This window comes from Kiritimatiellia bacterium, from assembly GCA_028715905.1.
GTDB lineage: Bacteria > Verrucomicrobiota > Kiritimatiellia > JAAZAB01 > JAAZAB01 > JAQUQV01.
The window spans coordinates 13,942-40,002 of sequence record JAQUQV010000023.1 but is presented as its reverse complement, the minus strand read 5'-3'; the positions used below and the strand labels follow the sequence as shown (position 1 = coordinate 40,002).

20 protein-coding genes are annotated in these 26,061 nt (G+C 57.0%); all 20 read right to left on the bottom strand.

Annotated features, from left to right (window positions below):
- A partial coding sequence (locus tag PHP98_06275) for a hypothetical protein (protein MDD5483242.1) occupies window positions 1–267 on the bottom strand: 267 nt, incomplete at its 3' end.
- Window positions 268–460: 193 nt separating this feature from the next.
- Window positions 461–985, bottom strand: a complete 525-nt coding sequence (locus PHP98_06270; protein MDD5483241.1) for a nucleoside deaminase — start codon at window positions 983–985, stop codon at window positions 461–463.
- A gap of 153 nt (window positions 986–1,138) precedes the next feature.
- Window positions 1,139–2,689 carry a glutamine-hydrolyzing GMP synthase gene (guaA, locus tag PHP98_06265; GenBank protein ID MDD5483240.1) on the bottom strand — a complete coding sequence of 517 codons (1,551 nt, stop codon included), beginning with the start codon at window positions 2,687–2,689 and terminating at the stop codon, window positions 1,139–1,141.
- Between the two features lie 46 nt (window positions 2,690–2,735).
- Window positions 2,736–3,902, bottom strand: a complete 1,167-nt coding sequence (gene carA, locus PHP98_06260) for a glutamine-hydrolyzing carbamoyl-phosphate synthase small subunit (protein ID MDD5483239.1) — start codon at window positions 3,900–3,902, stop codon at window positions 2,736–2,738.
- 3 nt (window positions 3,903–3,905) lie between these two features.
- Window positions 3,906–7,190: a carbamoyl-phosphate synthase large subunit gene (gene carB / locus PHP98_06255; protein ID MDD5483238.1), complete on the bottom strand. Its 3,285-nt coding sequence runs from the start codon at window positions 7,188–7,190 to the stop codon at window positions 3,906–3,908.
- A 297-nt stretch (window positions 7,191–7,487) separates the two neighbouring features.
- Window positions 7,488–9,116 (bottom strand): CTP synthase, encoded by a 1,629-nt coding sequence (locus PHP98_06250; protein MDD5483237.1) that lies wholly within the window; start codon window positions 9,114–9,116, stop codon window positions 7,488–7,490.
- A 78-nt stretch (window positions 9,117–9,194) separates the two neighbouring features.
- Complete coding sequence (locus PHP98_06245; protein ID MDD5483236.1) at window positions 9,195–9,947, bottom strand: hypothetical protein; 753 nt, start codon at window positions 9,945–9,947, stop codon at window positions 9,195–9,197.
- Window positions 9,944–11,251: an FAD-dependent oxidoreductase gene (locus PHP98_06240; GenBank protein MDD5483235.1), complete on the bottom strand. Its 1,308-nt coding sequence runs from the start codon at window positions 11,249–11,251 to the stop codon at window positions 9,944–9,946. Before PHP98_06240 ends, PHP98_06245 begins: the two co-directional genes overlap by 4 nt.
- Complete coding sequence (locus tag PHP98_06235; GenBank protein MDD5483234.1) at window positions 11,238–11,675, bottom strand: 4Fe-4S dicluster domain-containing protein; 438 nt, start codon at window positions 11,673–11,675, stop codon at window positions 11,238–11,240. Before PHP98_06235 ends, PHP98_06240 begins: the two co-directional genes overlap by 14 nt.
- Window positions 11,672–13,198 (bottom strand): glutamate synthase-related protein, encoded by a 1,527-nt coding sequence (locus PHP98_06230; GenBank protein ID MDD5483233.1) that lies wholly within the window; start codon window positions 13,196–13,198, stop codon window positions 11,672–11,674. Before PHP98_06230 ends, PHP98_06235 begins: the two co-directional genes overlap by 4 nt.
- Window positions 13,161–14,294 (bottom strand): hypothetical protein, encoded by a 1,134-nt coding sequence (locus PHP98_06225; protein ID MDD5483232.1) that lies wholly within the window; start codon window positions 14,292–14,294, stop codon window positions 13,161–13,163. Before PHP98_06225 ends, PHP98_06230 begins: the two co-directional genes overlap by 38 nt.
- 30 nt (window positions 14,295–14,324) lie before the next feature.
- Window positions 14,325–15,659: a glutamine synthetase family protein gene (locus PHP98_06220; GenBank protein MDD5483231.1), complete on the bottom strand. Its 1,335-nt coding sequence runs from the start codon at window positions 15,657–15,659 to the stop codon at window positions 14,325–14,327.
- A 469-nt stretch (window positions 15,660–16,128) separates the two neighbouring features.
- Window positions 16,129–18,462 (bottom strand): sigma 54-interacting transcriptional regulator, encoded by a 2,334-nt coding sequence (locus PHP98_06215; GenBank protein ID MDD5483230.1) that lies wholly within the window; start codon window positions 18,460–18,462, stop codon window positions 16,129–16,131.
- A 314-nt stretch (window positions 18,463–18,776) separates the two neighbouring features.
- Window positions 18,777–19,703 (bottom strand): type II secretion system F family protein, encoded by a 927-nt coding sequence (locus PHP98_06210; GenBank protein MDD5483229.1) that lies wholly within the window; start codon window positions 19,701–19,703, stop codon window positions 18,777–18,779.
- A complete protein-coding gene (locus PHP98_06205) occupies window positions 19,704–20,585 on the bottom strand; it encodes a type II secretion system F family protein (protein MDD5483228.1) in 882 nt (293 codons plus the stop codon).
- A gap of 43 nt (window positions 20,586–20,628) precedes the next feature.
- Window positions 20,629–22,314 carry an ATPase, T2SS/T4P/T4SS family gene (locus PHP98_06200; GenBank protein MDD5483227.1) on the bottom strand — a complete coding sequence of 562 codons (1,686 nt, stop codon included), beginning with the start codon at window positions 22,312–22,314 and terminating at the stop codon, window positions 20,629–20,631.
- Between the two features lie 72 nt (window positions 22,315–22,386).
- A complete protein-coding gene (gene cpaB / locus PHP98_06195) occupies window positions 22,387–23,190 on the bottom strand; it encodes a Flp pilus assembly protein CpaB (protein MDD5483226.1) in 804 nt (267 codons plus the stop codon).
- 6 nt (window positions 23,191–23,196) lie between these two features.
- A complete protein-coding gene (locus PHP98_06190) occupies window positions 23,197–23,994 on the bottom strand; it encodes a hypothetical protein (GenBank protein MDD5483225.1) in 798 nt (265 codons plus the stop codon).
- The gene (locus PHP98_06185; GenBank protein MDD5483224.1) at window positions 23,991–24,479 is read right to left on the bottom strand and encodes a hypothetical protein; all 489 of its coding nucleotides are present in this window, start codon (window positions 24,477–24,479) and stop codon (window positions 23,991–23,993) included. Before PHP98_06185 ends, PHP98_06190 begins: the two co-directional genes overlap by 4 nt.
- 167 nt (window positions 24,480–24,646) lie before the next feature.
- Window positions 24,647–26,011, bottom strand: a complete 1,365-nt coding sequence (locus tag PHP98_06180) for a pilus assembly protein TadG-related protein (GenBank protein ID MDD5483223.1) — start codon at window positions 26,009–26,011, stop codon at window positions 24,647–24,649.
- Window positions 26,012–26,061 lie beyond the last annotated feature (50 nt).

Below are 26,061 nucleotides of genomic sequence, written 5' to 3'. Positions count from 1 at the left end.
AATCCGGGTCCTGATTCTATTCAGAGCGGCCATATCGGCAAGAACCATGTACGGCGACGATCGCGGCGCGCTCGCCTGGGCGTAGCGCCACGGCGGAGCCTGGCCGGCGCCCTTCCCACCAGGAGAAATTTGTCCTACACCCTCTTGCAATTTCAGCGCAAATAGGATTTGACAAAGAACATATTGTTGCCTATTTTTTTCATGGTTATGTGGAGTTGTTGCAAGTGAACGGGGAAAAGATTTCCCCGTTCCAGCGAAGATTTGCATAGAAGCAATGTCCTGGGTTCAGGTTAAAGCGCAATTTTCTTCGCAAATCAAAGCTTTGCTCGCAAACCATAATCGCAACAGGTAGATTTAGGCATAGGAATTTCAAAGACATATGTTCGTCCGAAAATCCCGTAGGGGCGTCGCTTGACGACGCCCGCTGGAAGGGCTTCGCAAGCGAAGCCCCTACATCTCCTTATCTTTTCGGGCCTTTGGCAAAATAGGGCGCCCGGTGATTGATCAGAAAAGGTTTTTTGTTTGCCAGCTCTTTCCATTCCTGAAAAAGTTGTCCGCACTCCTCTGCAAGAAAACCCGCGCAGATCTTGATGCGGGCGCCGCTCTGCCGCTTCAAACTCTGGACCGATATGGACAGCTCGTTGAATCCTGCCCTTGCCGCGTCGGCAATGCGTGTGCCGTAAACAATGCAGTTTATCCCGGACCAATGGATAGCGCTGAAACACATCGGACAGGGCTCAGTAGTGGTATAAATAACACATCCGGAAAGATCATATGTCCCTGACTTCCTGGAGGCGATCCTGATCGCATTAACTTCAGCGTGGCAGGTCGCGTCTTCCTTAAATACAGTGTTCCCGGCGACAGCCACCACCTTGCCGGACTTGACTATGCAGGCGCCGAAAGGGCCTCCACGCAAAGTCCTTATGCTTTTTTGGGCCGCCTTCACCGCCAGCTTCATATATTTAGGATTTAATCTGTACTGCATGGCTCTATTTTTTATGGAACATCATCATGGTATTTGCATTAGCATAGATATTCCCGCACATCGGAACCTGGCTCTCATCTTATTCTCTTCCGGCCAATGCCGTCCTGATTCCTGATTGCCGATTGCTGGTTTCAGACATGTTTCATGCCCGGATCACTCCCATTCAATCGTGGCCGGTGGTTTTGAGCTGATATCGTAGACCACGCGGTTGATGCCCTTGACTTCGTTGGTGATCCGGCCGGAGATGCGCGCCAGCAGGGCGGGGGACAGGCGCGCCCAGTCGGCCGTCATGCCGTCCCGGCTGGTAACGGCCCTCAGGACGCATACGTTTTCGTAAGTGCGCCCGTCGCCCATGACGCCGACGGTCTTGACGGGCAAAAGGATGGCAAAGGCCTGCCAGAGTTCGGGCGCGGATTTATGCGCGGATATTTCCTCCTGGATAATCCGGTCGGCTTTCTGCAGGATGGCGACCCGCGCGGCCGTCACTTCGCCGATGATGCGGACGGCCAGGCCCGGACCGGGGAACGGCTGGCGGTTGACTATTTCCGGCGGCAGGCCGAGTTCGCGGCCGACGGCGCGCGCTTCGTCCTTGAAGAGTTCGCGCAAAGGCTCAATGAGATTGAATTTCAGGTCCGGCGGAAGACCGCCGACGTTGTGATGGCTTTTGATGGTGGCTGCCGGCCCGCCGTTGGGCGGGGAGCTTTCAATCACGTCCGGATAAAGCGTGCCCTGGGCTAGATATTTGGCCCGGCCGAACCGCCGCGCTTCAGCGCTGAAAACTTGCACGAAGCGTTTCCCGATGAGTTTGCGTTTTGTCTCCGGGTCGGTTATGCCCGCCAGGTCTTTCAGGAAAAGCGGCGCGGCGCGGACGACATGCAGGTCAAGCCCGAAATGCCGGCGGAACATCTTCTCAACCTGCTCAACCTCGCCCGCCCGCAATAATCCGTTGTCAACAAAAATGCAATGCAATTGCCGGCCGACGGCCCGGTGGAGGAGCAGGGCAACCACGGAAGAATCAACCCCGCCACTCAAGCCGCAGATGACGTGCGCCTTTCCGAGCCTTTTCCGGACTGATTTGATGCTCTCTTTCACAAACCTGGCCATGGCCCATTTGCCTTTGCAACCGCAGACGGAAAAAAGAAACTCATGCAGAATATCCCCGCCCTGCGGCGTATGGACGACCTCGGGATGGAACTGGAGGCCGTAAATTTTGCGGGCCGGGTCCGCCATGGCGGCGACGGCGCAAGCCGGCGTGGCGGCGAGGCATCTGAAGCCCGGCGGCATTTTTGCAACCTGGTCGCCGTGGCTCATCCAGATTTTTATTTTTCGCGGCAGTCCTTTGAAAAGGGCGGCGCGTTCCGGACGAAGCGCAAGCCGGGCCTGGCCGTATTCCCGCGCCTGCCCCGGCTTGACTGCGCCGCCGAGCAGTTTGGCGGTCAACTGCATGCCGTAACAGATGCCCAGGATCGGAATGCCGAGTTGGAACAGTCCGGCAGAACAGGCCGGGGCGTTTTGGGCGAAAACGCTGGCGGGACCGCCCGAGAGAATAATTCCGGCCGGCCGGCGGCGTTGAAGCGCGGCCGGCGAAATATTGAACGGAATTATTTCAGAATAAACCTTTTGTTCGCGGATGCGGCGCGTGATCAGCCGGGTGTACTGCGAGCCGAAATCAAGGACCGCAATCCACTCCCTGCCGATTTTCAATTGCCGATTTCCAATTTTGGATTTTTTTGCCGGAGGATTTTTGATTTTAGCCATGGGACCTTTCAATCAGGGAGCGGAAGTTATTGAAAAAGCACGAGGCGTCGTGCGGCCCCGGGGCGGCCTCGGGATGATACTGCAGGGCAAGCATCGGGAATTTCTTGTGCCGGAAGCCTTCAATCGTATTGTCGTTGAGATTAAGGTGGGTTATTTCAACGAGGTTTTTATCCAGCGAATCGGCCTGGACGGCGAAATTATGGTTTTGCGAGGTTATTTCCACCCGCCCGGTTGACAATTCCTTGACCGGATGATTACAGCCGTGATGCCCGAATTTCAGCCGGCATGTTTTACCGCCCAGGGCCAGGCCCAGGATTTGATGGCCGAGGCAGATTCCCATCAGCGGAATTTTTCCCAGCAGTTCGCGGGCCGCCTTTATCGCGTAAGTCAGCGCGGCCGGGTCCGCGGGCCCGTTTGATAAAATGACCCCGTCCGGTTTCAGCGCGAGGACATCCCTGGCCGGGGTTGCCGCGGGGACGACCGTTATTTCCCCTCCCTGCGCGCGCATGCGCCGCAAAATATTCCATTTAATGCCGAAATCATAAGCGACAATTTTCAAATCGGCGGCCGGAAGACGGCCGCCGGTTCCCCACGACCGGCTCAATTCATCGTTTTCGTCCCAGCGGTATTTTTTTTTGCAACTTACGCGCCGGGCGTAGTCCTGGCCGTCCAGGCCGCTCCAGGCGCGCGCTTTTTCAACGGCGGCCCGCTCGTCAAGAATTCCGCTCACGGAAAGATAAGCCTTCATTGTCCCGTGCGTGCGCAGTTTGGTTGTCAGGGCGCGCGTGGCGATGCCGGCCAGGGACGGGATGTCCGCCCGGCAAAAGGCCTCGGCAAGGGATTTTTCCGCGCGCCAGCTGCTTGATTCATTGAGGTTGTGCATGATGAAGCCGTTTGCGAAAAAACGCTTTGATTCCATGTCGTCCGCGTTTACGCCGGTGTTGCCGATTTCCGGAAAAGTCATGACGACCAGCTGGCCGGCGTAGGAGGGGTCGCTCATGATTTCCTGGTAGCCGGTCATGCCGGTGTTGAAAACGATTTCACCCAGGGCGTCCTTTCTGGCGCCGACGGAATAACCGCGAAACAAGGCGCCGTCCTCCAGGGCGATGAACGCCTCTTTCGCGCGTTGGGCCGTCCAGTTCCATTTTTTTGAGCGCATGTTTCAACCCCTGCTTTTTTCCGGTTTCAGTTTCGGGGCGTGGCGGTGATACTCCTGCAGGCTGCAGATTTCCATCCGCTTCATTTCCTCCAGCTTTTCCAGTCCGGCCACGGCGGCGCGGAGTCCGTTCAAGGTCGTGGTTATCGGAACGTTGCGGATGACGGCGTGCGCGCGCATCTTGACTTCATCAAGGTTGGGGAGGGCGCCGCTGGAGGGCGTGCTGATGATCCAGCCTGCATTTTTTTCTTCAATCAAGTCAATAATGTTCGGCCGGCCCCGGGAGATGCGGAAGACGGCCTGGCTCTTGATGCCGTGGTCGCGTAACACGGTGCTGGTGCCCGCGGTTGAATAGATGGCGAAGCCGAGATCAACCAGTTTTTTTGCCAGCGGAATGGCGTCCGGTTTGTCCTCGTTGCGCACACTCAAAAACACATTGCCGGAAACCGGCAGCGCGCTGCCGGCGGCGGTCTGGCTTTTCAGGAATGCCAATCCCAGGGAGGTGTCAATGCCCATCACTTCGCCGGTTGATTTCATTTCCGGACCGAGCAGAACGTCAATGCCGGGGAAGCGGTTGAAAGGAAAAACGGCTTCTTTCACGGCGTAATGGCGCGGCTGCACCTCGCGGGTGAAGCCGAGTTCCTGCAGTGTTTTTCCGGCCATGACCAGGGCGGCCAGTTTGGCCAGCGGCACGCCGATGGTTTTACTGACGAAAGGAATCGTGCGCGAGGCGCGCGGGTTCACTTCCAGCAGGTAAACTTCATTGTCCTGCACGGCGAACTGGATGTTCATCAGGCCGCGGACATTGAGCTCTTTCGCCAGCGCGCAGGTATGCCGGCGGATCGCTTCCTTGATATGTTCTGAAAGATTCGGCGCGGGGATCATGCAGGCGCTGTCGCCTGAATGGATTCCGGCCAGTTCCACGTGTTCCATGATGGCGCCGATCACGGAGTTTCGCCCGTCCGCGATGCAGTCAACGTCAACTTCCACGGCGCGTTCCAGGAATTGGTCAATAAGGACCGGCCGTTTTTCCGAGACTTCCACCGCCGCGGCCATGTATTTTTTGAGCGTTTTTTTGTCATAGACGATGGCCATGGCCCGGCCGCCGAGCACGAAGGACGGTCTGATCAGGATGGGATAACCGATCCGGGCGGCGATTTTTTCGGCCTCCGCCAGACCGGCGGCGGTGCCGCTGGCGGGCTGTTTGATCTTTAATCTTTCGGCCAGCGCCTGGAAGTATTTGCGGTCTTCGGCGGCTTCAATGCTTTCCGGTTTGGTCCCGATGATGTTGACCCCGTTTCTTTCAAGGTCTTTGGCCAGATTTAACGGAGTCTGGCCGCCGAATTGCACGATGGCGCCCCGGCATTGTTCGTGCCGGTAAATGTGCAGAACATCCTCAAGGGTCAACGGCTCAAAATAGAGGCGGTCGCTGGAGTCGTAATCGGTGCTGACCGTTTCCGGGTTGCTGTTGACCATGATGGTTTCAAAGCCGGCCTCGCGCAGAGCAAAGCTGGCGTGAACGCAGCAATAATCAAATTCAATCCCCTGTCCGATGCGGTTGGGCCCGCCCCCCAGGATCATTATTTTTTTGCGGGCGCCTGCCTGTTTATTATTCGGCTGGCCGGCGGTTTCTCCGTAGGTTGAATAAAAATAGGGCGTAAATGCGGTGAATTCTGCGGCGCAGGTGTCGACCAGGCCGTAGTCGGGCCTGATCCCGACCGCTTCCCTGGCCTTGAAAACTTCTTCTTCGGAAGTGCGGAGCAGGAAAGAGATTTGGCGGTCGGAATAGCCGAACTCCTTTGCCTGCCTGAAAAGGGGCGGGTTGTCCCGCAGGTTTGCCAGCGAGCGGGTGTTTCTGATTTCATCTTCGTAGGCGGCGAGTTCCTCAAAATGGCGCAGGAACCAGGGATCAATGCCGGTCAGCTTCGCGATGTTCGCCGCGCTCCAATTCCGCCGGAAGGCGGCGCGGATGGAAAAGAGGCGCTGGGCGTTTGGGCGCGCGAGTGTTTTTCGTAAACCTTCATCGCTCAATGATTCGCAAGGGGAATCCTTGCCGTCGGCGCCGAACCCGGCCCGGCCGTTATCCAGGGAACGAAGCGCTTTCTGCAGGGATTCCTTGAATGTTTTGCCGATGCTCATTGTTTCGCCGACAGATTTCATCTGGGTGCCGAGCGTGTCGTCGGCGCCGGGGAATTTTTCAAAATTAAAGCGCGGGACTTTTGTAACCACGTAATCAACGGCGGGCTCAAAGCAGGCGGGCGTCTCGCGGGTGATGTCGTTGCGGATTTCGTCCAGGGCATAGCCGACCGCGAGCTTTGTCGCTATTTTTGCGATGGGGAAGCCGGTTGCCTTGGAGGCCAGGGCGCTGGAACGCGAAACGCGCGGGTTCATTTCAATGACAAGCATGCGGCCGGTGCGCGGATGGACGGCAAATTGCACGTTGGAGCCGCCGGTATCAATGCCGATTTCGCGCATGACCGCGATGGCGGCATCCCGCATCTGCTGGTATTCGCGGTCGGTCAGGGTCTGGGCCGGGGCCACGGTAATGCTGTCGCCGGTATGCACGCCCATCGGGTCAATGTTTTCTATGGAACAGACGATCACGCAGTTGTCCTTATGGTCGCGCATCACCTCCAGTTCAAACTCCTTCCAGCCGAGCACCGATTCTTCAATCAATACCTCGCCGGTGGGGCTGAGAAAAAGGCCGCGTTCAACGATTTTTTCAAATTCTTCCCCGTTATGGGCTATGCCGCCGCCCGTGCCGCCGAGGGTGAAACCGGGGCGGATGATGAGCGGGAAAACGTTCAATTCTTTCCGTGCTTTTTCGGCCTCTTCCCGGGACCGGGCGGATATGCTTTGCGGAACTTCCAATCCGGTTTTAAGGACGGCCTGCTTGAAGAGATGGCGGTCTTCGGCCTTGCGGATGGCTTCGGGTTTGGCTCCGATGATCTCCACATTGTAGCGCCCGAGGGTTCCGTTCCGGTGCAGTTCCATGGCAAGGTTCAGCGCGGTTTGTCCCCCCAGGGTCGGCAGGAGCGCGTCGGGGCGTTCCCGGCGGATGATCTCGCCCAGTATTTCCCCGGTCAGAGGTTCAAGATATGTCCGGTTGGCAAATTCGGGGTCGGTCATGATTGTGGCGGGATTGCTGTTGACAAGGACAATTTCATAGTTTTCCTCCTTGAGCGCCTTGCAGGCCTGCACACCGGAATAATCAAATTCGCAGGATTGCCCGATGACGATCGGGCCGGAGCCGATCAACATTATTTTCTTTATGTCTTCTCTTTTCGGCATGACGTTTAATGTTCCTGAATTTCTGATTCTCTATTACCCGCTCGCGAAGCTCATGGAAGTTCACGGAGAACGGCGCGATCAATTAAGCCGCCAAAGGCGGCAACTGTATTTGACCGCTGTAGGAGCCCGGCACTGCCGGGCGATTCCGGACGACAAAACATACATCGCCGAACAGGGGTTCGGCTCCTACCTTGATAAATTTTCCGGTTATGCCTGCTCGGTTGACGCCCTTTCCCATATGCTTTATGCTCTTTGTAGAAAATCATTTTCTTCTCTCTGTGAGAAATATTTTTTTTCTTATTTCTTTGCTTTCCTCATCGCGGCGGCCGCAAATTCACGGAAAAGCGGGTGGGCCTTCAGGGGCCCTGACTTGAATTCCGGATGAAACTGGCATCCCACGAACCAGGGGTGGTCTTTCAATTCCACGATTTCAACCAGCTGGCCCTCCGGGCATACGCCGGCAACAACCATTCCCTTTTGTTCCAGTTTTTCGCGAAAGATGTTGTTGAATTCATAGCGGTGGCGGTGTCTTTCCTGAATATTGTCCGTTCCATACGCCGCCCGCGATTTTGTTCCGGGGGTAAGCGCGCAGGGATAAGCGCCGAGCCGCATGGTGCCCCCCTTGGCGCTGATTTTTTTCTGTTCTTCCATCAGGTCAATCACCGCGGTCCCGGCGGCGGGTGCGAATTCCGTGCTGTTGGCGTCGGCCAGGCCGCAGACATTGCGCGCAAATTCCATCACCGCGCACTGCATCCCGAGGCAAATTCCGAAGAAGGGTATTTTGTTTTCGCGCGCGTATTGCACGGCCTGAATTTTCCCCGCGATGCCGCGGTCGCCGAAACCGCCGGGGACGAGGATGCCGTGAACGTTTCCAATGAGTTTTTGAACGCTCCCGTTTTCAATTTTTTCCGCCTCAACCATCCTGATGTTGACCCGGAGTTTGTTGGCTATGCCGCCGTGGATGAGGGCTTCATAGACGCTCTTGTAAGCGTCCCTCAGGCTGATGTATTTGCCGACCACCGCGATTTCCACCTCGCCGTTCTCCGGATGGAAATGGGCGGAGAGCATTTGTTTCCAGTCCTCAATCCGGAGCGGTTTCACGTGCAGTCCGAGCATCTCCAGGATATATACATCCAGCCCCTGTTCGGCCAGGTCCACCGGCACTTCGTAAATTGAATGCCGGACGTCGGGCTCTTCAATCACCAGGTCTTTTGCCACGTTGCTGAAGAGCGCCAGTTTTTCCTTGTGCGCCTGTTCCAGCCGCTTCTCACAGCGGCAGATCAGGATATCTGGAATGATGCCGATGGCGCGCAGTATGCCGGCCGACTGCTGGGCGGGCTTGGTCTTGAACTCGCCCGCCGCCTTGATGAAGGGCACGAGCGTCAAATGAATAAACACGCCGTTGTTTCTTCCGATTTCGTGCCGGAACTGGCGGATGGCTTCCAGAAACGGCAGGGATTCTATATCGCCGGCCGTGCCGCCGATTTCGGTTATGACGATATCGGTCTCATCGTCCGCCGCCGAGCGGACGGCGTTTTTTATTTCGTCGGTGACATGCGGGATTACCTGGACGGTTTTGCCCAGATATCCGCCCTCGCGTTCACGGTTAATGACGGTGCTGTAGATACGGCCCGTTGTGAAATTGCTGTTACGGGCGCAGGTTACGCCGGCGATGCGCTCGTAATGCCCCAGATCAAGGTCCGCCTCGGTGCCGTCGTCGGTAACGTAAACCTCGCCGTGCTGGTAGGGCGACATGGTGCCGGGGTCAACGTTGAGGTAGGGGTCCATTTTCTGGAGGCGGACCCGGTAGCCGCGGCGCGAGAGCAGGAGCCCGATGGAAGCGGCGGTTATGCCCTTGCCGAGAGAGGAAACCACGCCGCCGGTAATAAACACGTGTTTTTTTGGTATGGAGGCGGATTTATTCACGGGTTTGTAATTTGCCAGAATGATTTTTCTTTCGCAATAATATTAAGCCATTTTGAGAACATATCTTCAAATGGGATGCTAATAGACGTAAATCCGGCCGTAGGGCCGGCAGGAAACGGGACCCAGCCTGATAAAATCAAGGCCGGTCAGCTGGGTTGGAATCATATTAAATTCCCCGGCAAAATCCATAAGTATATTCGTCAGCCGGCTGCGTTCCGTCCCGGATATTGCCGCGATGCCGGTTTCGCGGCCGAGCAGACAATCATTGACCGCGCCGCGGAGAAAAATTTCGCCGCCGTGCATGCCTGTCCCGACAAAATCACCGATCAGGGGAGTTCCATTGGTTTGATTCAATCCCAGCACGACAATCGTTCCGCCGGCCATATATTCTCCGAGATAATCCTTTGTGTTGCCGCCGATCACGATAACGGGACTCTGATTTGCGTAAGCCTTCATGTGGATGCCGACGCGATAACCGGCGTCGCCCCTGATGAACAGGCGGCCCCCGCGCATGGAATAGCCCGGCACGTCCCCGGCATCGCCGTGAATTATGAGTTCGCCGGAACTCATGGTGTTGGCGGCCGCGTCCTGCGCGTTGCCGTGGACGACCACGCGCGGGCCGTCCATGAAGCAGGCCAGGTCGTTGCCCGGAGTGCCCTCCACGATGATTTCCGTTTTGTTCATCAAACCGGCGCCGATGTAACGTTGTCCGCAGACGTTCCGCAGGATGATTTTCTCCGTCCCGGCCTGCGCGGCCGCGCGCACCCCGGCGTTAAGCGCCTGCGAGGAAAATCCCCGGGCGTTTATTTCCGCGGCGGAGCGTTTTTTCATACTTCAATTCCCTCCCCGGCGGCGACGCATTTGCGGTATTCGGCCGGCAGTGAAAGCAGACCGAATTCATTTGTCAGAAGCAAATCTCTTATTCCGCCGATATCCAGTTTCCGGCGCATGATTCCGGCAATGATGCCCGCCCGGTCAATGTCGCCGGCAAAAATCGCGCCGACAATGCGGTTGTTGTCAAGTACAAATCTTTTATAAGCCCGTTCGTTCCGGCCGGTTTTTTCCAGCACCTCCGCGTTTGCCGGCGCGGCGGCGCTCAATCCCAGCGCAACCAGCGGCAGGCCGAATATTTCCGCGGAATTCATGGCGAAATTATGCATGATCGCCGCGCGGCCGCCGGCCATGTTGATGCCGGCCGTTCTGCCCTGACTGAAGGCATTGGCAAATATGGGGATGACGCAGGAACGGCCGCTGATGGTGTCGCGGTATTGCGCCGCGTCTCCGGCGGCATATATATCCGGAACGGAAGCGCGGCAATACTCGTCAATTAAAATCCCCCGGTCAATTTTCATCTCCGTTTCCCTGAAGATGTCAACGTTCGGTACCGCGCCGGCGGCGATGAGAACCAGCCGGGCCGGAATTTCGCCGCCTTTTTTCAGCCGCACTCCGTCCGCGGCGCCGTCCTTTTCAAGAATGCGTTCCATCGTCTCGCCGCACATTATTTCAACGCCCGCCGCCTCCATGGTTTCCCCGATTATCCCGGCGGCGCGGGCGTTGAGGCAGGAGGCAAGCAGACGTTCCGCCATTTCAACCACAACAACGTTCAGGCCGCGCCGGCGCAGGGCTTCCGCCGCCTTCAGGCCGATCAAGCCGCCGCCGATCACGACCGCGCGTGATTTTTCGCGCCCGTTGATGTTGTTGTCCGCAATGTAATCCGCCGCCGCCTGCGCGCCGTCCCAATCCATATGCGTGAAAATCCCGCGCGCTTTTACGCCCTCAATCGGGGGAATGAAAGGCCGGCTGCCGGAAGCGATTAAAAACTTTCCGAATTCAATGGCGCCGTTGCCGGCCGTCCAGGCCAGGTGTTTCTGCGCGTCAACGCGCACAATTTCCGCGCCGAGTTTCAGCCGGACGTTGTGGTCCGCGTAGAATTCCTCCGAGCGGTAATACATTTTTTCGCCGTCCATGCCGCCGGAGAGCAGGGCGGAAATCAGGGGGCGGGAATAGGCGCGGCGGCGTTCCCGGGATGCGATCGTGATGGATGATTTTCCGTCCAGCGAACGTATCCCTTCCACGGCGGCGATGGCCGCGGTTGAATTTCCCATGATCAGGCAATCGGTCTTAACGTTCTTCATAAACCAGGGCCTCGTTGGGGCAATTGACGACGCAAACGGGCGTGTTTTCGCTCATGCACAGATCGCACTTTGAGACAACTTTGTGTTCCCGGCCGCGCTGGACGGCGCCGGCGGGGCAGACCATGATACAACTCCAGCATCCGGCACAGCGGGTTTCGTCGCAGACGACCGCGCCTGTCTGCGGGTCGCGGCGCATGGCGCCGGTTATGCAGGCCGCGATGCAGGGGGCGTCGGTGCAATGGCGGCATTGGACGGCAAAGGAAAGCGGACCGGTGTTTTCCACTCGCAGGGAGGCCTGGAGCGTATCGCGTTCCCTGGTGAACGCCTTGATGATTTTCTTTGACCTGGAGCGCCGGACCATGCAGTTTATTTCGCACAACCGGCATCCGAGACAATATTCTTCCCTGACGTAGATGCGTTTCATGCTCCCGCTCCCGCCGTTTTGATTCCAAGCGCGTCCAGTTCCGTCTGGTTCAGCCCGACTCCGCGCAGGTGTTCCCTGTTGCCGCGCAGGCTTTCAATGGCGTTTATTCCCATGCCGCCGAGCATTTCCTTGATTTCCAGTTCCCATCCGCGGAGCAGGTTTTTCAGCCTTCTGACGGCCGTGTCAGGATTCAATCTTTTCATCAGATAAGGGTCCTGGGTGGCGATGCCCCAGTTGCATTTTCCAGTGTAGCATTTCTGGCACAGGTGGCATCCCATGGCCACGAGCGCGGCGGTGGCGATATAAACGGCGTCGGCTCCCAGGGCGATCGCCTTGACGATGTCGGCGCTGCAGCGCAATCCCCCGGCCGCGACCAGCGAGGCGCGGTTGCGGATGCCTTCCCGGCGCAGACGTTCGTCCACGGCCGCGAGCGCGAATTCAATGGGGATGCCGACGTTGTCGCGGATCATGGCGGGCGCCGCGCCGGTGCCGCCGCGGAACCCGTCAATGGCTACGATGTCGGCCCCGGCATACACGCATCCCGAAGCGATGGCCGCCACGTTGTGCACGGCCGCGATTTTAACCAGGACCGGTTTTGCGTTCCGGGTTACCTCCTTCAGGGCCGTAATCAGCTGGCGGAGGTCTTCAATGGAATAAATGTCGTGATGCGGGGCCGGGGATATGGCGTCGGTTCCTTCCGGAATCATCCTGGTTTCCGATATGGAAGCATCAACTTTTTCTCCGGGCAGATGGCCGCCGATGCCGGGTTTGGCGCCCTGCCCAATTTTGATTTCAACGGCCGCGGCGCGGTTCAGATACTCGGCGTTCACGCCGAAACGGCCGGAAGCGACCTGGACAATCATGTGTTCGGCGTAAGGATGAAGCGACCAGTGCAGTCCGCCTTCGCCGGAGTTGGCAAAAGTGCCGGCTTCCATGGCGGCGCGCGCCAGGGCCGCGGAGGCGTTCAGGCTGATGGAGCCGTAGGACATGGCGGAAAACATTATTGGAATTTCCAGGTGAAGCTGTTGCGCCAGCTTCGTTTTGAGACTGAAGCCGCGCCCGTTTTTTTCAACCTCAACCATATCTGGTTTCCGTCCGAGACTGGTTGCTAGTTCCATCGGCTCGCGGAGCGGATCAATGGAGGGGTTCGTGACCTGGGCGGCGTTCAGCACGATCATGTCCCAGTAGTTTTTAAAGGGGCGGTCGTTTCCCATTGAGCTGAGCAGTATCCCGCCCCCCTCGGATTGTTTATAGACGTTTCTGATCATGGCCGGCGTCCAGTTGGCGTTGGGCCGGAAGTTTAATTCGGACTGGTTGATTTTGATCGCGCCGGTCGGACAGAGCGCGGCACAGCGGTGGCATCCCACGCAGAAGGCGCCTTCGGAAGAAACCATCTCGTCTTCTTCGTCGTATTGATGCACGTTGTTGGCGCACTGCCGGACGCATACCTGGCAGCGGATACAACGTTCCGGGTCGCGGGTAACTTCAAATTCGGGCTGGACAAGCCATTTTTTTGTTTGCATGGGGCTTTTCTCTCAATGTTCCCGTAAGCGGTTTTCCCGCCTCGGCGCGGCAGAGGCTGTCCGGAGCGGGGCAGACCGAACGGATGGCCGCTTCCTCGCTGGCGATATAAACCATGTCGTCTTTCCGGGCGGCCGCCATTGGGCGCAGTTTGGTTCGGTCGTTCAGGCCGATCATGCCGTCCGGCCCGCCGACCAGGATGCTGAAAGGGCCGTTCAAAAGCGCTCCTCCGTAGACCATCCGGAGGGCGGCAATCAGTTTTTGCTCCTCGCGGCTCCGGCGGCCGATCTGCGTCCAGAAGGGGGGCGCGAGGATGCAGGCCGTGATTTCAAGCGGCAGTTTCTGTTTCCGCATCAACAGGTCAAAAAGGTATGTGATGACCTCCGTGTCGGTGCGCAACGAGCAGAAATAGTTGAAATTTTCCAGGTAGCGCCGGTTGATCCCATAGGATGAAATTTCACCGTTGTGAATCACGGCCCAGTCCAGGAGTCCAAATGGATGCGCTCCGCCCCACCAGCCGGAGGTATTGGTGGGGAACCGGCCGTGGGCAAGCCAGAGATAGGCCCGGTATTCTTCCAGCCGGAAAAAACGTCCGATGTCTTCAGGGTATCCCACGCCCTTGAATATCCCCATGTTTTTTCCGGAGGAAAACACAAAGGCGCCCTCAACGAACCTGTTGATGTGCATGACCACCCGCACGATCAGGTCGTTTTCGTCTTCATCGTAATAACGTTCCTTCAGGAGCGCGCCCGCCTTGACAAAATAACGGTGGAGCAGGGGGCGGGACCTGACGGTTTCGCTCGGTTTGGTCGGGATCGGTTCGTCACCGATAATCTCGCAATTTTGTTTCAGATACTGCCGGGTATTTTCTTGCGCGCCTGGTTGATCAAACATGACGTGGAGCGCATAAGCATCGGGATTATGAGGATATATGCCGTAGGCGGCAAAGCCTCCCCCGAGACCGTTTGACCTTTCCCGCATGTTGGCAATGGAACGGATGATGAGATCGCTGGAGAACCGTTGCCCCGTCTCGGACATGATGCCGGAAATTGCGCAGCCGCTTGTGTCTTTTTCATCCTGGAAATCGTAATTCCACATTTGTCATTCCTTGTTGCGGCGGCGCCGGCCTCACAGGAGGGAAAGATATTGGTCAATCTCGTATTGGCTGACATGGGTGCGATATTTATCCCATTCTATTCTTTTATTTTCTATGAATTTCTCAAAGACGTGCTCTCCCAATGCTTCGCGCACCAGTTCGCTTTTTTCCGTTTCCGCCAGCGCTTCCGCCAGGCTTCCGGGGAGCGAGGCGATTTTGCGCTTTTCCCGTTCCTTCTCCGACATTTTGAAGATATCGTCTTCAATTGGGCCTGGAAGCTCGTAGTTGTTTTCCATGCCCTTCAGTCCCGCGGCAAGCATCACCGAAAAAGCCAGGTAAGGGTTGCAGGCCGGATCGGGACACCTGAATTCGGCCCGGGTTGCTTTTTCTTTGCCGGGCTTATACATCGGCACCCTGACAAGCGCCGAGCGGTTGCGCTGCGCCCAGGCGATATAAACCGGCGCTTCGTATCCGGGCACGAGTCTTTTGTATGAATTCACCCATTGTGCCGCCACCGCGCATATTTCGCGCGAATGGGTCAGCAATCCGGCAATATATGACCGGCCCTGCGCGGAAAGATGGCATTTATCCGTCGGGTCAAAAAAAACATTCTTGTTGCCCTTGAACAGGGATTGATGCACGTGCATTCCGCTTCCGTTTTTGCCGAATATCGGTTTCGGCATGAAGGTCGCGTAAAGCCCGTGTTTCAGCGCAATTTCCTTGACAATGAGCCGGTAGGTCATGGCGTTATCGGCCATGGTCAGGGCGTCCGTATAGCGCAAATCTATTTCATGCTGGCTTGGGGCAACTTCATGGTGGCTGTACTCAACTTTAACTCCCACGGCCTCCAGGCTCAGGATAGTGTCGCGTCTCAGGTCGCTGGCGACATCCAGCGGCGTCAGGTCAAAATATCCTCCCTGGTCAATAGGCTCCACGTTGCTTGAATTTCTGAAATAAAAAAATTCCAGCTCGGGCCCGACGTAGAACGTATAACCCATTCTGGCGGCCTTGGCGATATTTCGTTTGAGAACATGCCGCGGATCGCCCGCGAAGGGCGATCCGTCCGGGCAAAGAATGTCGCAAAACATCCGCCCCACCGTGCCGTCCTCCGTGGTGCGCCAGGGGAGAATGGCAAAGGTGTTCGGATCCGGAAGCGCGATCATGTCGCTTTCGTGAATGCGCGCAAAACCTTCTATGGATGAGCCGTCAAACCCCATTCCTTCGTCAAGCGCTCCTTCAAGTTCGTCAATGGTGATGGCGAAACTTTTCAAGGCGCCCAGCACGTCCGTGAACCAGAGCCTGATAAACCTGACCTTTTGATCGTGCGCTTTTTTCAGAACTTTTTCCTTGGCATCCGTGTTTTTCATTTTTTGTTTTTACCTCATGACTGATTGTTTTGGATCGTTTGATTCCATTGGCAGATAAAATATTTACTATTTAAGTAAAAGCAGGAACTATGCCAAGTCCGGAAAAATGACGCCGCTCCTTTGCTTTGTCTGTAATTTAAGATATTTGCCGGCAAATAATTACAACAATAAATTTATTATTGGCGCCGACGCCGGGCGGTCTAGTTTTCTGGTCTAACAAATAGACCTGGTCTAATTAAATGCATAGTAATTTCAAAGACATATGTTCGTCCGAAAATCCCGTAGGGGCGTCGCTTGACGGCGCCCGCCGGAAGGGCTTCGCAAGCGAAGCCCCTACGTCGAACGGGATAATAGTTGCCCCCGATGCGCTTCGCGATCGGGGGTCTAATTAAATGCATAGGAATTTTAAAAATACGCGCAAACGTGCCGAACCCTTGTTCGGCGATTTTTGCGGCGGCGATGGGGGAGGTTATTTCAGGCCGTATTTTTTCAGCCGGTTTTGCAGAGTCATCCGGCTTAAACCCAGTTTTCCGGCCAATTCGCGTTGGCTGATTCGCTGGCGGAGCGCGAAGGATAGAATGGATTTTTCAACCGTCTGGAGCAGGAGCGTTCGCGTCCCGGCCAGATCGCCGGCGTCCTCGCAGAACTGCTCGGTTGCCGCGGCAATCGCTGTGGCATTGGACGGCGCAATTTTCATCCGCCGCAGTCCCCCGATATGCTTGTGATCGCGCACTTCCGCGGGAAGCATGCTTTCCGTGAGCGCGTCGCCGGTGCTCAAGACGACCGCGCGTTCAATGCAGTTTTCCAGTTCGCGCACGTTGCCCGGCCAGGGATAATCCAGAAGGATGTCCAGCAGTTCCTGGGACATTTTCCGGACGTTTTTTTTGTTTTCACGGTTGTATTTTTCCAGGAAAAAGTTCACCAACAGGGGGATATCCGTCCGGCGTTCGCGTAGCGGCGGCAGATGGATTGGAATGACATTGAGCCGATAATAAAGGTCTTCGCGGAAACGCCCCGCTTTAATTTCATCCTGGAGATTTCGGCTGGTTGCCGTTACCACGCGCACGTCCGTTGTGAGCGTCCGCATGCTTCCGACCGGCTCAAATTCCCTTTCCTGGAGGATACGCAAGAGTTTAACCTGAAGCCGCGGGCTCATTTCTCCTATTTCATCCAGAAAAATAGTGCCGCCGCCGGCCAGCGCAAAACGGCCCGCGCGGTCCCGCAGGGCGCCGGTAAAAGCGCCCTTGACGTGCCCGAAAAGTTCCGATTCCAGCAGTGTTTCCGGCAGGGCGCCGCAGTTCACCTTGACAAACGGACCGTTGGCGCGCGTGCTGTTATAATGCACAACGTTGGCGATCAATTCCTTGCCGGTGCCGGTTTCCCCGGTAACGAGGATGGAAGCGCGCGATTTTGCGGCCGTGGCGGCCGTGTTGAGGACCCTTTTGATTTCATTGCTTTCGCCGATAACATTGTCCAGCCGGTAGCGGCTCCGCAGTTCCCGCAAATGCGTCTTGTCCCGGGCGAGAATTTCCTCCTTTTCCAGGTAAATCATGCGGTTGATCTTGAGGACCTGCGAGACAATCGCGGCAACGATGGACAGGAGCCGCAGGTCCTTTTCCAGTATTTCGGCGACCGCAAACGGCCGGTCCATGCTGATGGCGCCGACGACTTCGTTGTCCACGCGGAGCGGGACGCAGATAAAGGCGATGGGTTGCGACAAGTCAAGCTTGCGGGTCATTGTGCGGTCAAGAAAGCGCGGGTCTTTTAGGATGTCCGGAACCACTTCCGGGATACCGGTCTTGACGACGTTTCCGGTCACGCCCTCGCCGAACGCGTATTCTCCGCGCATTTTTTCTTCGCGCGACAGACCATGCGCGGAGGCGATCCTGATTTTATTGGAAGATTTGTCCAGGGTAACCAGCGTGCCCCTGATCATGCCCAGCTCGTTGGCGATGGCTTCCATAATGCCCTCAAAAAACGAGTTCAGGGTCAGGGCGTTGCCCAGCACTTCGCTTACGCGCCGTAACAAGCCCAGTTCGCGCCCTTCGCGCGATTCCGGCGTGATAACCAGAAGTCCGCCGTCCATATCAAACCGTAGTGGAATTCCGATTTCAGCGCATTTACGGCCGGAGGATTTTCTGACGGTAATGGTGGAACGTCCGTCGGTCAGGGCGATTTCCAGCACGACCTGGGTGATATGCCGCACTTTGGCGAGGAAATGGCTTGAATGAGCGTCTTTTTCAAGCAGCCAGCAGGCGATCGTATTCAGGTCAAAGAGCCGCGGGCAAAAATGGCCGAAAAATCTGACCACCTGGTCTTCATCTTTCCATAAGTCCAGCATGCCGGTCAGACTGTCAAAGACATACCGGGAAGTTTTATTGCTTTCGGCGCCCAGCCGGATCAGGGCATCCTGAAGGTTTGCCGGGTCGGCGGGATTGCCAATGTGTTTTGCCCTGGGGATTTTCGCGTTGGCGGACGATTTGAAAAAGCCCGTGAACATTTTATCGTTGTTTCCCTTTCCGGAAGAAAAGCAATCTATCAGCGTAAACAAATGGGGGGGCAGGATTGGGTTGTAGCGGTTGATGATGGTCTGCGGCGAATGATTGAAACTGACGTAGACCACCGGCATTTCTTCATTCCGGCAGGCGGTCAGAAAACAGGAAATCAGGTTTTCAACCGGGGCGCTTGAATCAACTTCCCAGACAATGTTGTCCCCGGCGATGACGCCGCCCAGAAGCCGGTCTATTTCCGTCGCTCCGGTGGTGGCGGATTTTGCTTTCAAACTGTCGGTTTTTTTATTCATCGCATGTTTGTCCGGCGGTTAAATTATCATTGCCCGCGCGGAAGTCAATATAATGCCTGATCCCTATTCCCGATCCATACCAAGCGCCAGGAAATCCGGTGCGGGCCGGCCGCCGTTTCTGTGTCGGCGAAAAACTGAAGTTTGCGCACTGGACGGCGTGAGGAAAACTGGCAGGGAAAGAGATGGTCTGGAGAGAATTTAGTTTTTAAGGGCTGACCCTAAACAAGATGCCCCGCGCGTGCCCGTCAGGAAGTGGAAAATTGTTTTGCCGGCCTGCGTTTTATTGAAATTCGCGTCTACATGCCGGGGGTTGTTTAAAACACGTTCTGGAACATGCGGGCGACGATGGGGCCGAGCATGATCAGAAAGACGACTGGAAAAATAAAGGCCACCAGCGGGAAAAGCATTTTGACCGGCGCCTCGTTGGCCAGCTTTTCGGCCCGCATGAAACGTTTGTTGCGGATTTCGCCCGATTGAATCCGCAGGATCGCGCCGATGCTCACGCCCATTTCGTCGGCCTGGACCAGCGCGTTGACGAGCGCCTGCACGTCCGGCTGGCGGATACGGTTGCCCATGCTTTGGAGGGCATGGCGCCGCGTCTTGCCGAGTTGAATTTCAAAAAGCATGCGCGAAAATTCCTCGGCGATGGCGTCCGGCGCGCGCTTTTCCACGATGTTTTTAAGGGAAGTCATGAAATCCAGCCCTGCTTCCACCGAGAGGGTCAGGAGGTCAATGACGTAAGGCAAAGCCTTCATAATCTGCCGATGGCGCAGGGCGATTGACTGTTTGAGCCATTGTCCCGGGTAAAACGCGCTCCATAAAATGATGGCCGCCGCGAAAATCAACGGCTGTCCGCCGGGAAAATGCCGGATAAGCGCAAAAAGAGCGGCGGCGAACGAGGCCAGAAACGGCCCGGCAACCAGCGGCATCATGAGGCGCAGGGCTAAAAACTCCTCCGGCGCGAGCAAATCGTCAAACCCCCCTGAAACAAGCGATTGTGAAACCCGCTCGCGCAGTTTTTTAAACCGCTGTTTTTTGAAATAGTTTGCCATGACCGGGGTCAGCGGCAACAGCGCCCGGAATATGAGCGGCAGACGGCGCTCCCGGCGCCGTCCGTCCGCCGCGGTAACATAGGTGATCGCCGAGGCGGCGCTGGCGATATGCCAGGCCAGGCCGCCCAGAAAAAGGGCGGCGAGAAGGGCGATGCCGGATTCAACGACGATGTTCAGGGCATTGGTCATTCAGATATCAATGTTGATTATTTTGCGTATCATCAAGGCGCCGGCGACTTCCAGAATGACCGCCGCGGCCGCGATGATGATTCCAACCGGCGCCGTGAAAAATGAAATCATCATTTCGGAGTCAAGGACAAACATGGCGGTTACCAGGAAAACCGGCATGATGCCGACGACAATTCCCTGCAAACGTCCCTGCGAAGTGAGCGCCATGATCCGTTTCTGGATCCGCATCCGTTCCCTGATCATGGCGGATATTTTGTCAAAAACTTCCGTCAGGTTGCCGCCGGTCTGCCGCGCGATTTCAATGGCCCGGATCATGATGGTCAAATCCTCGCTGTTGACCCGCGCGTCGAGGTTGCCCAGCGCCTCTTCAAATCTCACTCCCAGCCGCATTTCCTGAAGAAAAAGGTTGAATTCCTGCGAAATCGGCGGCATGTTCTGGCGGACGATGTGTTCAAAGGTCTGGGTGATGCTTGACCCGGAACGCAGGGCGTTGCTCATCGTCATCAGGGCGTCAACCAGTTGTTCGTTGAATTTCTCCCGGCGCCGGCGTTTGAGCATTCCCAGGTACCAGCGCGGAAAATTGAGCGTAAGCCCGCCGGCCAGCGCGCCGATAACTCCGCCCCGGATGGTCCCGGCGGGAGAGCTGAAATTGCCGGCCAGGAAGAAAAAAAGCAGAAACGCGGCGATGGCGGCCGACCAAGCCAGCTCGGAAATGCGGCGCGGCGGGATGAAAAGGAAAATATCGGCGAATTGCCGCGCCGTTTCCTCGGTATGGATGCGGTTGTAGGTCTCCATTCCGTCCCGGAAGGCGTGGATAATGTAATAGGCGAGGCCGCCGAAACAGACCATGTAAAGGCCCGGGATGAGATGATTCAATGGCATAACATTTTCGCCTTCCGGCAATTGATTGACGACGTTGCTCTCCTCAGAGCGGCATGAACATGCTGCGGTCAATTGAGAGGCCGCGCGTGCCGATTTCCTCCATGAAAGTCGGCACGGCGCCGGTCGGCTTGAATACGCCGATGACCTTGCCGTTATGGTCAATGCCGCTCTGCGTGAACGTGAAAATATCCTGCATGGTGATGCGGTCGCCTTCCTGTCCCGAAACCTCGGTGATATGGGTAACTTTGCGCGTGCCGTCGCTCATGCGCGCGGTATGGATAATGAGATGGATGGCGGAGGTGATTTGTTCGCGGATGGCGCGCGAGGGCAGGTCAATCCCCGACATGAGCGTCATGGTTTCCAGCCGGGCGATGACATCCCGCGGCGAGTTGGCATGCACCGTGGTAATGGAGCCGTCGTGGCCGGTGTTCATGGCCTGCAGCATGTCCAGCGCCTCGCCGCCGCGGCATTCGCCGATTAAGATCCGGTCGGGACGCATGCGCAGGGTGTTGCGCAGAAGGTCGCGGATGGTGATAGCGCCGCGTCCCTCAATATTGGGCGGTCTTGATTCCAGGCGGACCACGTGTGGCTGGGTTAGACGCAGTTCGGCCGCGTCCTCAATGGTGACGATCCGCTCGCTTTCCGGCAGAAAAGATCCGAGCACGTTGAGAAAGGATGTTTTTCCCGAGCCGGTTCCGCCGGAAACCACGATGTTTTTGCGCAACAGCACGCAGACGTGCAGGAATTCGGCCATCTCCGACTGGATGGTTTCGAAGCGGATGAGGTCCGCCATGGTCAGCGGTTCCTTTGAAAACTTGCGGATGGTCAGGCAGGGGCCGGTCAAGGCCAGCGGCGGGATAATGGCGTTCACCCGGGAGCCGTCCTTCAGGCGGGCGTCCACATACGGCTGGCTTTCGTCAATCCGCCGCCCGATGGGGGCCACGATCCTTTCAATGACGGCCAGAACGGAGTCGTCATCCATGAACATGAGGTCGCTTTGGAGCAGTTTCCCTTTTTTTTCAATGAAAACCTGGTCGTGGCGGTTGACCATTATTTCCGTGATTTCCGGGTCGGCCAGCAGGTCTTCCAGGGGGCCGAGTCCGACTGCTTCGTCAAATATTTCTTTGATGAGCGCTTTGGCGTCAATCCAATCGGGGAGCCGGCCGTGAATTTCCCTGACGATTTCTTCAAGGGATTCGCGGGTGCGGCGGAGCAGTTCTTTTTCCTTGATGTGGGTGGTGGTCAGCCGTTTGATGTCAAGCCGCTCCAGCAGAACGGCGTGGATTTGTTTTTTAATCTCGCACTTTTGGAGGCGCGGATTATGTTCCAGATCGCCGTCGGCCGCCGTTTTTCTACGGATGGGCTGGGATTCAGCCACTTTCTGTTTGGAGGAAATCATCTGGGTTACGGCGGCGGAAGGCTGGACTATCATGAGGCAATTCCCGACGCGGATCGCCTGGCCGGGTGAATATGCGATCCGGCCGTGCACCCGGGCCCCGTTGAGGTAGGTGCCCGAGCGGCTGTTTAAATCTTCCACCCAGAAACCGTCGCGGTAGAAAATGAGGATTGCATGGCGCGCGTCAACCGCCTTGTCGGGGATGATGATTTTATTTCCTTTTTCCGATCCGACCGGGTAGACGCCGAACCCGATTTCGTATATGTCCGGAGCGTGCTCGGGCCGCCGGATTTCAAGCTTGATGACCTCGCTTTTTCCCTTGTCCGTGTCCATCTTAATATTGTTTCCTGGTTTTTCCGGGTGCGGGCGGCGTTTCCGGCGCGGATCAGGTTGGTCCCGGCTCCTTTAAATATCCTTTTTGTGTCTTATGTCCCGTTGCCGGATTATGTTCAGAGCCGGCAATTGTTTCTGGAGGTGTTCAAAGTTGACGGTTGGCATATTGGTGATATAGGTGACATCGGAAGGATTGCGCAGGGCCAGGCTCAACTTTCCGCGCACTGACTGGGCGAAGACCAGCAATTCCGCCTCATGCGGCGTTACCTCAAAAGTAACGGTGTTGTATCCGCGCGGCGCTCTTTCGGCGCGGCCGTACGCGGAGGCCCGGTCGGCCGTTGTCTGGCCGGTGGCCAGAACGGTAACATCCTGCAGCACGGTCAGGGTTACGGTTTCAAACGAACCGGTGACGGCCGGCGACGGGAAGGTGAACGTGCCAAGGATATCAACACGGTCGTTGGGCTGGATCATGGCGCTGACCGAAGAAACCACATCAACGGCGATGGAAATCGCCCGCATGGAAGGATTGACCATTGCGGACAACCCCGCGTCGCCCTTGTAGGGGACATCAACGTCCGACCATTGGATCGGGTCGCCCCGGCCGATGTTATAAAGCAATTTTTTCCCCATGATTTCGCGGGCCGATTCCGGGAGGATGGCGCGTCCGCCGACGCTGCTTTGAAAGACAAGCGCCTTGGCCAGGTCTATGTTTTTCAAAATGGTGCCCGCCGGAAGATCGCGCTCGGCGACGACCACGAAAATTCTTTTCGCACTGCCTAGAATCCGCTCGCGCTCATGGCGCAGATATCTGCCGGTCAGCCAGAAGGCCGCAATGCCGGCGGCAATCGCGATCAGCAGTATAATTTTCTGTTTCATATTGCTTTATTCCCCCATATCGTCTGTTTTTTCCTTGAGCAGAAGGGTAACACAGGTTTCATTTTCGCGCAAGGCCGGGCCGGTTATGAGCGCGCAAAGCGCCTTGCCCTTCCTGAAAATCATGAAATATTTCCCGGAATTGCCGCGGCCGGGCGGGCGGACGGCCGGATAGGCCGGTTGCCAGTTGTTCCGCTCCAGTTTGGCGGTGATTTCCGCGGCGATCATTTCCGGCGCGCCGGCAATCGTTCCGCTTTCCAGGACAACTCCGGTTTCCTCGTTTCTGATTCTGGTTTCCGGCTCTTTTCCCGTGAAAAGGGGATACCCGGCGCAAATCCCGCCCGGGGGTGGGGGGGGTGGCCTTGCAGTTTCGGCCGCGAACCGCGAAAAGACAAAAGCCAGCGCGCGTTCCGATCCGGGCGCGGCGGCTGTCAGCAGAATGGATGCGGTGTTTTCCTTTTCAAAATGCCGCTTGATTTTCGCGCGCGCCTGTTCCGGCGGCTCGTCATACCCGTAAACCGCAAGGAGAAACCGCGCGCCGTTAATAACCAGCGGAGCCTGGTAAATCCGGTTTGCCCCGCCGGCCGGGCCGTATCCGGGCCGATCCTGATCCGGCAAACAACGCCAGAAAACTTTGCCGGAAGAGGAAATGAAAGGCAGAAGAAGGATGGCCAGGAACAGAATGATTCCGGGCAAACCGTTTTTTTTGTTCCGCGCGGCCGCCGGCATTTTTTTCGGCAATTTTCCGGCGGCGTAATTTTCGCCCGCGCCGGAAATCCGGGGAACCGGATGATTAAAAAGTTTCAATATATCCCTCCGGTCCATGCCAGCCATGCGTCGCTTTTTACGGAAACCGCCGGCGCGCCGCTGATAAGGCGGCGGATGGCCGGGATAAAAGATAAATTAACCGCCGTGGTTTTTGAGCCCTTTACGAGATAAAATTCGTTGACCGGGGCGGGGGAAGTCTGCAATTGGGAGACGGCGTTGGTCGGTGCGGAGAGCAGGGTGTCCAGTTCGGCCCGGGCGGCGACGCCTCCGGCCAATGATCCGGCCGCCGCTTCCAGAACTGGTTCGTCGTCCGCCGTATAGCGCGTGTTGTCGCCGCCGGTTTCCCAGTCGGCGATGAATTTTTCTTCCAGCGAGCGCTGGTAGACGGGGGCCATGGCCAGTTCGCCGGCGTCGGCGCGGGCGGTTAACATGGCGCGCGTATGGGCCTGTTCCAGCCGGTTCAGGAGCATGGCTCCGATCATTGCCGCCATAACCGCGACCAGCGCGATCGTGAATTCAATCATGGCCTGGCCGCGGCAAGAATGGCGGAAGGCAGAAGGCAGAAGGCGGAAGGCCGGGTGAAGATCTCCGGATAAGAGATGGCGGATATTAAATTGAGAAAATCGGACCGTTCGGCCTCTGATCTCTGATCTATGACTTCTTAATTCTGCATTCTGCATTCTACATTTCCTCAATGTCCTCTCCGCGTTCCCCCGCCGGGACCCGGTCCGGGGGAATATATTTCGCAGGAATTGGAATTGTTCGTGTCGCTCAGCCAGTCAATGCCGGTCTGGCGGAAGGCGGCGTTTTCCCAGGCAATAAGCTGCTGGCAGTACCAGCAGTCCGCGTCCAGGACCTCAATGCCGTGCGCGGGATAGCCGTTTTCGGGGGCAAGGTGGATTTCAATATGCTCGCGCCATTGCAAATCATAGGCGCCGCCGCTGGGAGAGGATGAGGCGTCAACCGGAATCAGGCGGACATCATGAAAGGCGGGCAGGACGAGGCCGTAGGCGTCGGGCCGGATTTTTTCGCCGGCGGCGGAAATCAGGCAGCCGAACGGTTTTGCGGCGGCGGTGCAGGAAATGGTGCGGTCTGCTTTTCCGGGCATGTGCCGTTCGGCGACGGCTTCCACCCGCGCAACGGCGTCGGCGCCGGTATAATCATACTGCGGCTTCACCTGTTTTTCCGGGAAGACGGGGAAAGAAGAATCTTTCATGATTGTCCAGTCGCTCCATTTTTCCGGCTGGTAAACAAACCATCTGGCTTCGGCGGAAACAATCTCATTGCTGATAACCTGCGGGCCGGGACTCCTTTGCGCGCGCAGCGTGTTCATGATTGCAACCATGGGTTCCCCGCCGGGGAGAGACGGAAAAGTTTGCAGTCCCAGCCCGAAAACTTCGCTGTTTTCGGGGCGAATTTCTTCGGGCGGCGGCAGCGGTTCCCAGTCAGTGAAGTCTTTGTAATCCCTGAGAAAACTGTAGCGCGCGGGGTCAATCCAGAACCAGCACCACAGCTGGCCGGCAATCGCGTCGTAAAAATTCATGTTCAGCAGCGGATGGTCTCCTGAATAATTCAGGTTGTACAAGCAGGTATTATCCGGCCCGGCGGCCACGCCGGCGCTGGCGATACTCATGAGCATTTCACCGTATTCGCGCCAGCAGTCCGGGTATGGCTCTTCGTCAACCGGGTAGGCGAAGGTTTGGCCGGCGTGTCCCGCGAGGCGTTCGCTGAAAGCCGGGTTGACATAAATGCCGTTGTTTTTGGCGGCCTGCTGGGAGGCCAGGAGCCCGATGATCGGACCGGCGAAACAGAGGCGGGCCTGTATTTCGGCGATGCGCGCGGCGAGGTCGTTGTCGGCGGCGCTCAAGGCCGCGGCCTGCATGATATTAAGGTCGCCGATCAGATTCAGTGTGATGCCCTGCCAGCGGGCGGCGGCCAGGGCGGCGGCGTCCGCCGCATTTTGGGCGCGCATTTTGAGGTGAACGGCGTTGTGCAGGTCAAATTTCCAGATAAGCACGATGGAAAGGAAGAGGATGACCATGAGCAGAAAAATCATGACCTGCCCGCCGTCGCCCGCGCCGCGCCGCCGGCGGACCGGTCCGCGGC